Origin of the sequence: Sorangium sp. So ce117 (assembly GCF_051524395.1) — a bacterium.
GTDB classification, from domain to species: domain Bacteria; phylum Myxococcota_A; class Polyangia; order Polyangiales; family Polyangiaceae; genus Sorangium; species Sorangium cellulosum_B.
The window spans coordinates 387056-399881 of sequence record NZ_CP150309.1 but is presented as its reverse complement, the minus strand read 5'-3'; the positions used below and the strand labels follow the sequence as shown (position 1 = coordinate 399881).

Annotated in this window: 10 protein-coding genes; 5 read left to right on the top strand and 5 right to left on the bottom strand. The window is 70.3% G+C overall.

What is annotated here, in order from left to right; genetic code table 11:
• From WMF46_RS01585 to WMF46_RS01575, 3 genes are all read right to left on the bottom strand, one after another.
• A complete protein-coding gene (locus WMF46_RS01585) occupies positions 1–1287 on the bottom strand; it encodes a hypothetical protein (RefSeq protein ID WP_437983972.1) in 1287 nt (428 codons plus the stop codon).
• 147 nt (positions 1288–1434) lie between these two features.
• Entirely contained in the window at positions 1435–2493 is a 1059-nt protein-coding gene (locus tag WMF46_RS01580; protein WP_437983971.1) for a hypothetical protein, read from the bottom strand.
• Between the two features lie 17 nt (positions 2494–2510).
• A complete protein-coding gene (locus tag WMF46_RS01575) occupies positions 2511–4037 on the bottom strand; it encodes an RNA polymerase sigma factor (RefSeq protein ID WP_437983970.1) in 1527 nt (508 codons plus the stop codon).
• Between the two features lie 124 nt (positions 4038–4161).
• On the opposite strand from WMF46_RS01575, the gene WMF46_RS01570 reads away from it, so the two are divergent.
• Both WMF46_RS01570 and WMF46_RS01565 read left to right on the top strand, forming a co-directional pair.
• Positions 4162–4854, top strand: a complete 693-nt coding sequence (locus tag WMF46_RS01570; RefSeq protein ID WP_437983969.1) for a DNA-binding protein — start codon at positions 4162–4164, stop codon at positions 4852–4854.
• An 80-nt stretch (positions 4855–4934) separates the two neighbouring features.
• Positions 4935–5525 (top strand): Uma2 family endonuclease, encoded by a 591-nt coding sequence (locus WMF46_RS01565; protein WP_437983968.1) that lies wholly within the window; start codon positions 4935–4937, stop codon positions 5523–5525.
• A 345-nt stretch (positions 5526–5870) separates the two neighbouring features.
• On the opposite strand, the gene WMF46_RS01560 is transcribed toward WMF46_RS01565, so the two are convergent.
• A complete protein-coding gene (locus WMF46_RS01560) occupies positions 5871–7844 on the bottom strand; it encodes a Kelch repeat-containing protein (protein ID WP_437983967.1) in 1974 nt (657 codons plus the stop codon).
• 276 nt (positions 7845–8120) lie between these two features.
• Positions 8121–9137 carry an SGNH/GDSL hydrolase family protein gene (locus tag WMF46_RS01555; protein ID WP_437983966.1) on the bottom strand — a complete coding sequence of 339 codons (1017 nt, stop codon included), beginning with the start codon at positions 9135–9137 and terminating at the stop codon, positions 8121–8123.
• 1663 nt (positions 9138–10800) lie between these two features.
• Here WMF46_RS01555 and WMF46_RS01550 point away from each other — a divergent pair.
• From WMF46_RS01550 to WMF46_RS01540, 3 genes are all read left to right on the top strand, one after another.
• Positions 10801–11124, top strand: coding sequence for a hypothetical protein (locus tag WMF46_RS01550; protein WP_437983965.1), 324 nt, complete (start codon positions 10801–10803; stop codon positions 11122–11124).
• The gene (gene csb2, locus WMF46_RS01545; RefSeq protein WP_437987840.1) at positions 11124–11654 is read left to right on the top strand and encodes a type I-G CRISPR-associated protein Csb2; all 531 of its coding nucleotides are present in this window, start codon (positions 11124–11126) and stop codon (positions 11652–11654) included. Before WMF46_RS01550 ends, csb2 begins: the two co-directional genes overlap by 1 nt.
• Before the next feature lie 924 nt (positions 11655–12578).
• The gene (locus WMF46_RS01540) at positions 12579–12791 is read left to right on the top strand and encodes a hypothetical protein (protein ID WP_437983964.1); all 213 of its coding nucleotides are present in this window, start codon (positions 12579–12581) and stop codon (positions 12789–12791) included.
• Positions 12792–12826 lie beyond the last annotated feature (35 nt).

Sequence of the window (12826 nt, the reverse complement as noted above, 5' to 3'; positions counted from 1 at the left end):
TCAACAGAGCCACACTTGCAGTGGTGTCCGAAGTTGTAATTCATGGCCTTTCAATGCGGAGCGAGGGACGACGTTCACGGCGCGGCTGCCGCAGTGGGCGGCGGGGGCGAGGCGCTGACGAGGCGGCGAGGGCGGCGGTGCAGTGCGCTCTTGCGAGAGGGCTTCCAGGAGGAAGCCAGTCATGACATGCAGCAGAAGGTGGAGGGCGCGCTCGCCAGGAGCTCGCCCACGGGCTCGCCACCGTGCGACGGGCATGCGCCCGGCTCGACATCCGCGATCACGGCCGACTTGCTCCCCAGGCCTGCGCCGGGAGGCGTCACGACGCAGAACGGGACGCTTGGAGCTGACGAGGTTCGACGCGAGCAGGTCGGTGCAGGCGGCGTCGCGGAACACGGATGCCATGAGGGTGCATGAGGCGCCGGTCGGATCGCCGCAGCCGCAGGGGGTGCACTCGCGGCCGTCGATCACGTCCTCGAAGAAGACGTGCTTGACGGCGTACCCCTCCGGACAGCTGGCGTCGTCGCCCTCGTGGTAGACGCAGGTCAGGAAGCCCGACGGCGCCGCTGGCACGCATGTCGTCGCGTCATCGCATGCGGTGTACGCGCCGGCGAGGCACGCCCTGGCCCGCGTCGCCCACGGATCGAGCCTGGGGACAGGCGGCGGGGCGTCAATGCGCGGCGTGCACGCGCCGGTCGTGACCGAGGGCGCAGCGATCGTGAGCGACTGCACGCAGGGCTCGCCGTCGCAGGGCTGATCTTCGGGGATCGGGTTCGCCGCGGTGCACGCGCCGTCCCAGCCGTCGGGCGCGGCGAAGGAGGTCATTACGGTGCCTGGCTCATCGCCGGGGCACGAGGCGGACGAGGATGCGGCCCAGCCGGTAGGGAGCGCGCACGAGGCCTCGGGCGGATCGCACGCGCAGATCGCGCAGTCCATCGGCGGCTGCTGGAGATCGGCGAAGCCTTCGTAGCCGAGCGTCGGCGCGTCGGCGGGGCAGTCGGGGACAGCTTCGGGTGGGCCGAACCAGAGCAGCGCCGGGCCGAACCAGCCGAGCGGCGCAGGTGGGGTGCACTGGCCGGAGCACAGCGAGCTGTGCATGTCGCCGCCGGCGCCGCCCTGACCGCCGGCGCTGGCCTCACCGCCGGCGCCGCCCTCACCGCCGGCGCCAACCCCCGAGCAATAACCCAGTCTGATCTCTTCGGGTGTACAGGGCCCCGTGATGATGATGGGCTCCTGCTCGCAGCCAGCGATGAACAGCAGCCCTGGAAGGACAAATCGTGCCGTGCGCATAGCTGAAACATTACTTGAGCGCCGTTCTTCAGCGCAAGGCGAATGACGTACGACGACTTTCATGAACACCATTCCATGAAGCGAGAGGCATTTCTCTTCCGTGCCAACCTGCCGAAGCGTTTTGCCGCGCTCACTCTCGAATCGCCCTCAGAAGCTCGCTTGTAGACCGATGCCGAGTGCCACGGCGAGAGCAGGCGCGCTCCAGACAGGGCGCTCGGGCTCAGGAGCGCCCGGGTGGCGAAGGATGGCGGCTCCGGCCACAGGATGAACGACATCCGCGTGTGCTCGGGTCGATAAATTTTCTGACAGAGGCCACTCCATACCCGCCCGTGCACCGAATCCGGCGTGGAGATTCAGCCGTGATGTCGCGTTTAACGGAACGGTGGGAGCCGCTTGGAGTATGCCGAACTCGGCTAGGCCGCACGCGAACAGGCTGCGGCGCTCGAGACAGAAGACGACATCTGTCGTGAGAGTGGAGACCGACATGCCGACGGCTTCGACGTTTCCCGACAGCGAGGCGAGCCCGCGGACCTCCAGCGCGACCGACCACGCCGGCCAGCGTGCCCCGAAGGACAGCGCTGGCCCACCGGCGACGCCGGGTGTCATCCCGAGGCCCGCCACAGCGCCGAGGCCGGCCACCCAGGAGAAGCGCTCCCCCACGACCGGTGACGCGCGGCTCCGGGGCGGCGCGCGCACGTGTGGCGCCGTGCGCGGGGGAGATGGCGGCGCGGGCGGCGAAGCGGGCTTCGCTGGCGCCCCAGGTGGTGCGGGGAGCTCGGCGGCGTCGTCGAGCAGCACGGCGATGGACAGGGCCATGGCGGTGACGAGCACCTTGCAGTCATCGTGGGCGCTGAACCCGTCGAACCAGCGTCCGTGACCGTCGCCGTCGCGGAGGAACATCGAGGCGGCGAGCTTGCCGCGCCGGCGCTCGATGGACGCCGTCATCGTGAACGCAGCCTCCGCGTCATAGGGGTCGACCCCGCCCATCGCCCGAACCGTCTCCGCGCGCAGGAGCTGCTCGTCCGGGCACTCCTCGGCGCCTGGCCCACGGATGAACTCGAGCCGCACCCGGAGCGGCGTGGCCGTGGGCTCGGCCCGGACCGGTGCGACCCCGGCGGCCGAGATCGCGGCCGCGGCCGTCGAGGCGAGCGCTGCGCGTGCTGCCCGCTTCCTGCGCGCGCCCTCGTCGTGCGATCTCCCGCGCATCGGCCTCGTCCGCGCGGTCATGGAAGCGTCCGCCCCGCCGCGCTGCCGGCCGGCGCTGTCTGCGCCCCCGCGGCCTTCGATCGCAGCCGCTCGCGCGTCAGTTTGAGCCGCCCCTCGGGGAACCGCCGCTCGTGGGCGGCGATGCGCTCCAGCGCGGTCGCTCTATCGCCTTGCAGCAGCGCCTGCCTGGCGGCGTCGAGCAGCTGCAGCTCGTCGGCGAGCAGCTCTCCATCCTGGTCGGAGGGAGCGTGCTGCTCCGGCGCGGCGGGTTTGCGCTGGCGGAAGACACGTGCCGGCGTGGGCGCGCGAGAGGCTGGAGCTTCCTTGTCCGAGATCGCATCGGATCGCAGCGCCTCGGATCGCGGCCTTCCACCGGGCCCCGTCTCCGGCCGCGCATCGAGGCCGACGGCACGCGAGAGGAGGAGCGGTGTCGCGATCGGGCCCAGGCGGTTGGCCCAGAGGGCCGGCTCTGGCGCGAGCGCGGCAAACAGCGCGGCGCCGCCGACGCCTGCCGTCGCCCACGCCAGCGCCGGGAGGATGAACCGGGCGAGCGCCGGGCGGACGAACCGGGCGAGCAGGCGCCCGAGGCGAGCGGCGCGCCCGGGTCGATCCGCGAGTTCCTGGGGGCCAAGCTCGCTCGATAGCTCGGGACGGGTCGCGGGCGCGCTCGTCCCGACGATGGCGGAGGCGCCGGCGTGGACGGCCGGCGACGCGGCGGCGGAGCGCGAGGAGGCAAAGGAGAAGAGCGGGAGCATGAGCAGGCCGGACCGGAGCGCGCGCTGCTCCTCGGGGCGCAGGCGCTTCACGGCGGCGCGGTAGTCTTCACGCGCGAGGCGCAGCCGACTTGAAGCGGTGTTCTCGTTGAGCTCGAGGGACCGCGCGATCTCGCGCAACGGGATCTCGACCATGTCGGCCATGATCAGGATGGCGCGCCGTTCGGGCGCGATCGTCGCCAGCAGGCGGGTCGCGATCGCGATCCGCTGGTTCGTGGCGATGCGCTGCTCGCTGCTCGGCGCGACGTCGGCGCGCTCGAAGTACGCCTCGTCCGCAAGGCCCACCGGCACCTCGAGGCGCCGGTAGTTGCGCTCCAGATGGCGCCGGACCTTTCGCCACGCGATCCCGAAGAGCCAGCTGGACTCGGCTCGCCAGCGCGGGCCGAGGCCGTGCGGGCGCGACGGCCGAGGGGGATTGCGCGGCGTCGGCAGCGGGAGCGACGCGGGGTCGTCCTGCTCCTGCTGCTCCGGGGCGATGTCCGCGGCGGCGCCTGGCACGGCGGACACGAAGTCGTGGAGAAGCGGCGAGGCGACTGGCGGCAGCGAGGCAGAGCCGGGCGCCGAGGCGGGATAGGCGGGGTTGTACCGGGGAAGGCTGGTGTACGCGCCCAGGAGGACCTCCTGGGAGAGGTCGTCGATGTCGTCCTCGGCCACGCCGAGGTAGCGGAGCATCCCCGGGAGCACGTGAACGGCGGTCGCGTGCATGGACGTCCAGGTGCTGTGCTGGACGAGGTCGGCGGGAGGGGGCGGGACGGGAGAGAGAGGGCTCATGCTTAGAATTGCGGGGGATTCTCGGGGTCGTCACGGAATCGACGGCGGCAGGCGCCAAGGGGCGACATCGAGCGCTCCGTGGCCATGTCTTGTCCCTGGGCGACAGCACGGCTAGGGACGGGGAATGCGCAAGATCGCCTCGACTCGCAGCATCGTCTCGATCGCCATCACCACCTGCGTCCTCGCGACGACGGCCTGCGGCTCTGGCGAAGAGTCGCCTGCTCCGGACGAGGAGGTCGCCGTCTCCATCTCCGAAGCCCGCGGCCTGGCCGAGGGCTCCACGGCGACGGTCGACGGTGTCGTGACCGTCGCGCCTGGCACATTCAATTCGGCGACCGGCGAGCAGGGCTTCGCGCTGCAGGACGACACCGGGGGCATCTACGTGAGCCTGCCCGACGCGCTCGATCTCAACCTCGACACCCGGGTGCGTGTCACGGGGACGCTCGGACAGACGGCCCAGCAGACGGTGCTCAACGCCAAGGCAGCCTCGGTCACGACGCTCGGCGAGGCCCGCTCCGTCGGACCGAAGGACGTCACGACCGGAGAGGTCGGAGAGCCCGTCGAGGGCCTGCTGGTGCGCGTGGGCGGACGCGTGACCAAGGCGGTGGAGGACGACCAGCCCTACGGCTTCAAGGTGTACATCGACGACGGCTCGGGCGAGATCCAGGTCTTCGTGCATATCGTGGACGGCCAACCTGTCATCGACACCGAGTCGCTCAAGGTCGATCAGGACATCACGGTGACCGGCCTCGCCGCGCAATACGAGACGACCTACGAGGTGGCGCCGCGCTCGACAGGAGACCTCGTGGCGCAATGAGCGAGCCGGCCGGCGCGCCGACCCGCCCCTGCGCCTTACCGCCTTGCTCCGCTGTGCGCCCCCGGGCAGACCTGGCCCCTATGGGCCAAGTTGCCGAGAAGCAGCGCCGCGCCATGTACGCCGACCTCGAAGCCGTTCCGTCGCACCAGATGGCAGAGCTCATCAGCGGCACCCTGCACGTGTTCCCCCGGCTGGCACCGCGACATGCACGGGCGTCGTCCACGCTAGGCATCAAGCTGGGCGGACCGTTCGACCTGGGCGATGGAGGGCCCGGCGGCTGGCACATCATCGACGCGATCGAGCTGCGCTTCCCCGACCCGGGCGCGCCGGGCGAGCTCGACGCGCTCGTGCCCGATCTCGCTGGCTGGCGCCGCGAACGCATGCCCGAGATGCCCGACACGGCGTACTTCGCGCTCGCCCCGGACTGGATCTGCGAGGTGCTTTCCCCTTCGACGGAGGGCGTCGACCGCGACGACAAGATGCCGATCTACGCACGCGAGGGCGTGCGGCACGCGTGGCTGGTCGACCCGATCGCCCGGACGCTGGAGGTCTACGTGCTCGGCGCGGATCGCGGCTGGGGGCCCGCCGTCGTCCACCGCGACGCCGCCCGCGTCCGCGCCGAGCCCTTCCACGCCATCGAGCTCGATCTCTCGGTCCTCTGGGCGAGGTGACCTGCAGCCGCGCTGACCTGTCCGAGCCGACCTGGACCGAGCAGCGATGGTTGTACTCCTGGCCGAGGGGACACAGGGGGTTGCGAATCCCCTGTCCGATCTCCTTCGTCGGCCCGGTGGCGGTGCCTAGCGCACCGATCACGTTGGAGTCCCGAGGAATCAACAGAAGGGAAGAGAAACCGCAAGGACGCAAGGTTGGCGGTTCATCTTCTTGCTGTTTGCATGCGGTTTCAACCCGATTGCAGCTCCACGGGGAAGCCAAGCCGCAGGAGAGCATCGCGGCCGGTCCAGCGGCCGCGATGTCGAGGTGCCCTTCGGGCCCATCGCATCTCCTGCGTCATCCCATCACCTGCCTCCGGATCGCCGCCGGCGCAGCCCCAGCACGCCAAGGAGTGAGAGCGCTCCGAGCCACCGCGGGGGGGCCTGGCCAGGGCTCGCGACTCGGCAGCTCATCGACGTGTCGCCGCCGCCGTCCGGAGCGCCGGCGCCAGCGCCGCCGCTTCCAGCGTGGTCTCCATCGCCGCCTGAGCCTGGCTCTGGATCGCCGCCGGACGACTGCGAGGTGCTGCCAGCGCCGTCGCTGCTGCTGCCTCCTTCACCAGTGCTTCCACCGGTGCCACGGCCACCGGCGCCCGCGCTGCCTCCTTCACCAACGCCGCTGCCACCAACGCCAGCGCTCCCTCCTTCACCAATGCTGCTGCCACCGGCGCCCGCGCTGCCTCCTTCGCCTCCGCTGCCGCAAATGTCGACGGCGCCTGCTGCGCACGCGCCCGCCTGGCAGGTGTCGCCATCGGTGCACGCATCCCCATCGTCGCAGGCGGTGCCCGTGAGCGGCGCACAGCGGCCGTCCTCGGAGGCGCCGGCGGCCACCACGCAAGCATCGCAGGGGCCGGCGTCGCAGGCGGCATCGCAGCAGACCCCATCCGCGCAGAAGCCGCCGTCGCAGGAGGCGCCATCGTGGCAAGGCGCGCCGAGCGGAGACGTGGAAAGCGCGTAGAGCTCCGCGTTGGTCGTCGAGACGAGCCCGGGGATGACGACGATGTCGACGACGTCGCCGCCGGCCATCAACACCGCGCCGTCGAGGAGCTGCGTGGCCGTGTGGCCAGCCCGGGGGAGCCTCATCGGCGCGGCCGGGCTCCAGCGCTGGGCGACCGGATCGAACATCCACACGGCGCCAGAGAACTTGTAGTAAACAGGGCAGTCCCACGGATCAGAAGTACCGGTACACGCCTCGGAGCTGGTCTCGCGCGTGTAGCCGCCCGTGAACAATGCGCGGCCGTCCCGCAGCGCCGTGAGCGCCGGCGACACGATCCCGCTCGCGGCCGGCAAGGCGAACGGCGGCATCGCGGTCTGGGTGTCCGTGACCGGGTCATAGACGCTGGACAAGGCGTCGGGGCCATCGTGGCGCAGGATCATGAGCACCTTGCCGTCCGACAGCGGCACGATGTCCTTGAAGCGGAGAGGCGGCCCCAGGGTCCATGTCGCCGAGGCCGGATCGAACAGCTCGGCGCGGGAGACACCATCGCTGACGAGGACCCTGCCGTCCTTCAGCGAGATCGCGTCGCGAACCGCGTTCATCCCGGTCAGCATGGGCGTTGTCGCCGACCATCTGTTGGTGGCAGGGTCGTAGATCTCGGCGACTCCGCGGCTCGGAGAGGGTCCCTCCAGGACCCTCCCGCCGGCGACGAGCACACGGCCGTCGGCCAGCATGGCCGTGCCGCATGTCGAAGCGGCGCGAGCGGTGGGCATCCGGGCCGTGGCGGTCCACACATCGAGCGCGGGATCGTAGAGCTCGAACGAGACCCCTGACGCGACGAGCACCCGGCCGTCCTGGAGGACCATGACGCGGGAGGTCGGCACGGAACCGGTGGTCGCCCTCGGCGCGGCCGGAGCCCATGTCCCTGTCGCCGGATCGTACAGCGCCGTGCTGGTCAGGAGCGTGTCGTCGAACAACCTGAGAGGCTCGGGCTCCACGAGGATCCGCGTCGCGCCACCGAAGACGAGGACCTTGCCGCTGTGGAGCACGACGGCGTCGTGGTCGACCCTGGGCTCGGGCATCGTGGAGTTCGCGGCGTCGGCGGTCGGCTCCTCGCCCGCCGGTTCGAGGAGGGGCGGATCGAGCCAGAGGCCAGCCGGCCCCCTTCCCAGGTCGTCGCCTTGCGCGCAGCCGGCCAGGGCCGCGGTGAAGAGGGCGATCGCCGCTGGCCACACGGGCAGGGGCAAGCCCCCGGCCCCCGCCGCCGCGCCCCGGAAGCCAAGGCTGCTCCTGCTGCCAGGCTCGCTTTCCCGCGAGCCTCGATACGATTGAAGCGTTCGCATCCCGTAAGCTCCTGCGCCCATTGCCGCGTCGGGCTGCAGGACGTCGGGTGCGCCGGGGCGCGACAAAATTCATCCGTGCCATCGAGGGGGCCGGAGGAGGGCACGTCCTTGGTGCTGGACGCAGTAGACGCGCGGGGGCCGGGGCGCGCGTCGCCGTCGGCTCACTCGTGCCCCGTGGGCGCGAAATCAAGGCTGAGATTACCTACCCCCTGGTCGAGCCTGCACCCGCCGCGCCGGGCGTCGGGCTCCGCGCGCCTCCCTTGAGCGACCGCGCCGTCAGAGCAGAGGCTGCAACGCCGCATACCACTGCTCGCCCAGCAGCACGTAGCCCTGGAGGTTGGGGTGCCACTGATCTTCGAGTAACGTGGTCTTGTTCGGATTGAAGGGCGTGTACATGTCGACGGAGATGATGTGTCGGCCTGCGTCCGCGCGGGCCTTCACCACCGCCGGAATGGCGTCGTCGTAGGTCTTGATGCGCGCGCTGAGCGCGGTGTCGTCGCCCTTGCTCGCGTCGCCGCGCGACGGGACGGGCGCGGCCACCACGATGAGAACATTGGGGAGCTGCGCGTAGATGCTGTCAATCAACGCGCCCAGACGTTTGGGGGCGTTGGGCATGTCGTAATTGTCGATTGCGTCGTTGGTTCCAATCATCAAGAGCACGATGTCGGGCTTGTATTGCGGCATGACGGTCGACACCAGCGTCGAGATGCCGCTCCTTCCGCCGGCGGGGGCGATCGTCCAGCCGCTGTGGCCCTCGTGGTTGTGCGGGAACGCCACGCCGCCAACGGTGTTCGGTCCGTTCGATCCCGAACCGACGAACGTGATGTTCTTGCCCGCCGCGTGCGCGAGCCGGAACAGCTCGACGCGATAGCCGCCCGGCGTGTCCCCGTTGTATCCGTCGGTGATAGAGTCGCCGAACGGCATGATCTTGCACGCCGTACCGTCGGTCGGGCAGGGCCGATAGGTCGAGCCCGCGCTGCCGCCGGCGCCACCCTGCGCGCCCGAGTCGCCGCCGCTACCGCCGGCCGCCGCGCCGCCGCCATCCCCGCCACCGCCCGTTCCCGCGAGCGATCCACCGGTGCCGGCCGCAGAGGTCGTTCCGCCGGTGCCCGCGGCAGCGCCGTCCGTGCCGCCGCCGTCGCTCGTTCCGCCTGCGCCGCCGCCGGCGCCCGCTTCGCCCGCTCCGCCGGCGCCCGCTTCGCCCGCTCCGCCGGCGCCCGCGCTGCCGCCGCTGCAGCCGAGAGCGATGACGACGAGCCCGGCCAGGACCGGCCAAGATGTGAGCGGCTTCATGCCGGAGGATGGTAACGCCGAAGGCTACGGCGTTGTCAACTGAAACGACGGCAGTCGGAATCGACGATCGGGCAGCCTATGGCAATCTCACGGCGCGACGACGGTCGCCCATCCGGTGCCCGGCATCGAGAACTGCAGCTTCGCTCTCCCAGCGGACGCATTAGAGATCACCTACCTGATGCGGGCCGTGCGCCTTGCGGGGCGCGTTGGTCAGGAAGAAGCAGTGTAACCGTTCACGGGCGGATCGCATTCCTGACCAACCTCGGGCACTTGCGAGTGGCAGCAACGGTTGTCTTCATATGCTCGCTCAGTCTTGCAAGCACGCGAATTGTTGCATTTATCGAGTCGTTCCGTGAACGATTACGAAGCAGTAGCCCTTGGGCGTGGGGACGCCAACGAGGCGAGGAGGCTAGGATGAGCCGGCCGGATCACGAAAAGCAGAACCGCGCGGGCCACCAACGCGGGCTGGCGCTCGGGGATGCGCGGGGTACGAAAAGGCCCAAGAACGAGGGCGCCGCTCGCATGGTGTCGGTGTTCGTCGCGTCGCGGGCCGCGGCGGGCGGAGGGGGAGGCTTCAATGGGGCCGCCGCCTTTCAGCGGCGGAGAGGATGCAGGGGAGCTTACCCGGAACGACTGCGCTGGAGCTTCAATGGGGCCGCCGCCTTTCAGCGGCGGAGAGAGCGACGTGCGGAGCTTCTGCGAGCGGCCGGCGCGAGGCTTCAATGGGGCCGCCGCCCCTCGACGACGGAGAGAGCCCTCACGGGCTACGAAACATTTCGCGCACTTGCAACCCGGTTTGCGAGAGGTTTCCCTCCCACCCCTCGCTCCGGCCGCCGGGGGCTGCTCCGCGCACCCCCGGCCATAGCCAAATCCTTCGTTTTTCAAACACCTGCCAGCCTTGCGAGCGCTCCCGTCTTTTCCGCGTCACTCCACCGCTCGCAGCCGGTCCTCCGTCCTCCTTCTACCACACCCTCTACCTCCCCTCGCCCAGCCTTCCGTTCCGTTCGTCCGCCTCGCCTCTCTTTCTCCCCGCTCCTACCCCTGCCGCTGCCTCCGCGCCTCCTGCACCGTCGCCGCGGCGCCACATCGGTCCCAACTCGCCAGACTCCTCCACCTCGCTCACCGATTTCCGCCCCTCCCGGAACACTCCTCTGACGAACAAGACAGCGCGCCTGCCTCTCCACTGACGTGGGCCGCTGCCCCTGGAGACCCACCTTCCGCGCCAGGGCCCCGTCCTCACAACCGACGAGGCCCTTTCCCCCAAACCCGAGGCGCTCCTGAGCGCAGTCCTCCGCCTACAGCACGCTCACCGAGCTCCCCTGTCGGCGCACCCGGCACATCTCACGAAAGGTCCAAAGGTCCAGCGGATGACGAGACAGCCTATGAGGCGCTCCTCGACCGGACGGTCACGCTGGACACGCCGCGGCACACGATCCGTATTCTCTCCCTCGAGGGCTTGATCGAGGTCAAAAAGGGAGCCGCTCGTCCGCAAGACCTCCGGACGATGCCCATCCTGCACCCAGCGCTCGAACGCTCAAGACAGCGTGGATGAGCCATCGTCCGCATCGATCTCGCACTTCCCCTGCCCTGGCTCTTCTGCGAAGCTGCCCTGGCCTACAGGAAGCGCCTCCCGCGCGCCCGGCACCTGGAACGTCCCCACGTGATGCCTCCGCCGCCCTACGCTGCCCGGTTCGCCTTCTTCAGCCTCGATCTGCACCAGATCCGCGTCTACGACCTCGGCGTCGCGGCCAAACGGATGCTCGTGCTGCTCGCCCTCTTCAACATCGCGGCGCTGTTGGAGGGCGACCTGCACCAGCACGCCGCGTGCGACCTCGTGCCGGCGTCGCCGCTGCGCGTCGAACGCTCGGCAGGGTTCACGATGCCGTCCGTGGCCGCGCTGCGAGCGGAGCTGCCTTCTACGATCGCGACGTGCAAGGACCTGTTCGCAGGCTCCGGCGCTCCGACCACCGTCACCTTCTCTTCCTGATGCTGCGGCTAGCGATTCGATTCTTGTCCGGCTCGTACCATGCCACCGCCTGGGGCCGGCATGTCGACGAGGGGGACGTCGAGTGGCCGCCGAGCCCATGGCGGCTCTGCCGTACGTTCCTCGCCACCGGCTTCGCCCGGCTCGGCTGGACCGCGGTCCCGCCCGAGGGCCAAACGCTGATCGAACGGCTCGCAGCGTCGCCGCCCGTTTACCACCTGCCACCGACTTCGACGGGACATACGCGCCATGATACGCCCCACTACAAGAACGTGGCCGCGAAGGAGCTCGACGCCTTCGCGTTCGTGGGGCGCGGCGGAGACGCGGTCCTCGGGATCACCTGGGACGTGGAACCAACGGCGGCGGAGCGAGCGCTCTTCGAGGCCCTCGTGGACCGGCTGAGTTACCTGGGCCGCGCCGAGTCCTGGCCGCGGAGGTCACGGAGGTCTTGCCGGAGCACCTGTCTCCGTGCCGCGCCTCGGAGTGTGCTCCTGGCCCGGGATATGAACGCATTGCGCTGCTCGCGCCGCTGAGCGCTGCGGAGTATGCGGCGTTCCGGAAGGAGCGCGTGGGCGGGAGAGGCGGGGCGGAGCAGGAGGAGCCGGCGCCCCGGGGTGCGAGGGCGCCACAGAACAGCTCCGCATCGAAGGAGGCAGCGGAGCTCGAGGCGCTCTATCCGGCGGACCTCCTCGCAGCGCTCCTCAAGGCTTCCGACGAGCTTCAGCGCGACGGGTGGAGTCAGCCGCCGGGCAGCCGCTGGCTGTCGTACTGGCGCGAAGGTGACGCGCTCGCGAAGGCGTCGACGAGACCGGTGAAGGGTGCTCACCGGCGTGCCCAGCGGCGGGACACCGCGCTCCTCGCGCTTTCCTCCGACTCCCCGCGAAGGGAAGGCCTGCCGCGCCCCGCGGACGCCCTGCTCTGCATGGAGGTGCTCCATGCGGCGCTCGTTCGGAAATCGGACCGCAGCGACGGTTCTGGACCTTCGCCGTGCCTGACCGGCAAAGACGCTCACAGGGTACCCTTGAAGGGTCACAGGCACGCTTGGCTCTTGCCAGCCTCCCTGGGCAGCGACGGTCACATCGACCACGTGCTCGTACATGCGGCGATGGAGCTCGATGAGAGAACGCTGGAAGCGCTCTCGGGCGTGCGAAAACTCTTCAGGAAGGACATCTGCACGCCCGTCACCCTCGTGGAGACTGGTCTGAGGGAGGATTTCGAACAGGCAGTGCCGTACGTGAGGGCGGCGAAGGTATGGAAGAGCATGCTGCCTTTCGTGCCTCCAAGACACCTCAAGCGGCAGGGAGCGAACTCGCTGGAAGGCCAGGTCCAGGCCGAGCTTGCATCGCGCGGGCTGCCGCAGGCCGAGCGGATCGAGGTCGAGCTCGACGGGGGCGACTACAGCGCAGCGAGCGACTTCTGGGATGTGTGGCAACGCCGTCACCCGGGGGAGATCCGCCTTGCCGGGCCTGAAGAAGGAGCGCCTGCCGGAGGAGCGGCTCGCGACGCGCTGGCGCCACTTCCGCAACGCGCGCGTGCTCAAGCCCGAACAACGCCCTCCCGCCGCCACGAGCCTCGGCCTGCGCCTCGCCTTCGCCGAGCCCGTCCGCGGCCCCATCGCCCTCGGCTACGCCTCCCACTTCGGCCTCGGCGCGGTGGCCCCATCGCCGTGATCCGCCTCCCCGGATCTCCTTCATCCCCTCCCCCC

Coding starts and splice junctions, on each gene's coding strand:
- WMF46_RS01585 (WP_437983972.1), bottom strand. CDS start 1,287: ATGCGCACGGCACGATTTGTCCTTCCAGGGCTGCTGTTCATCGCTGGC.
- WMF46_RS01560 (WP_437983967.1), bottom strand. CDS start 7,844: ATGCGAACGCTTCAATCGTATCGAGGCTCGCGGGAAAGCGAGCCTGGC.
- csb2 (WP_437987840.1), top strand. CDS start 11,124: ATGCTGCGGCTAGCGATTCGATTCTTGTCCGGCTCGTACCATGCCACC.
- WMF46_RS01580 (WP_437983971.1), bottom strand. CDS start 2,493: ATGCGCGGGAGATCGCACGACGAGGGCGCGCGCAGGAAGCGGGCAGCA.
- WMF46_RS01570 (WP_437983969.1), top strand. CDS start 4,162: ATGCGCAAGATCGCCTCGACTCGCAGCATCGTCTCGATCGCCATCACC.
- WMF46_RS01575 (WP_437983970.1), bottom strand. CDS start 4,037: ATGAGCCCTCTCTCTCCCGTCCCGCCCCCTCCCGCCGACCTCGTCCAG.
- WMF46_RS01565 (WP_437983968.1), top strand. CDS start 4,935: ATGGGCCAAGTTGCCGAGAAGCAGCGCCGCGCCATGTACGCCGACCTC.
- WMF46_RS01555 (WP_437983966.1), bottom strand. CDS start 9,137: ATGAAGCCGCTCACATCTTGGCCGGTCCTGGCCGGGCTCGTCGTCATC.
- WMF46_RS01550 (WP_437983965.1), top strand. CDS start 10,801: ATGCCTCCGCCGCCCTACGCTGCCCGGTTCGCCTTCTTCAGCCTCGAT.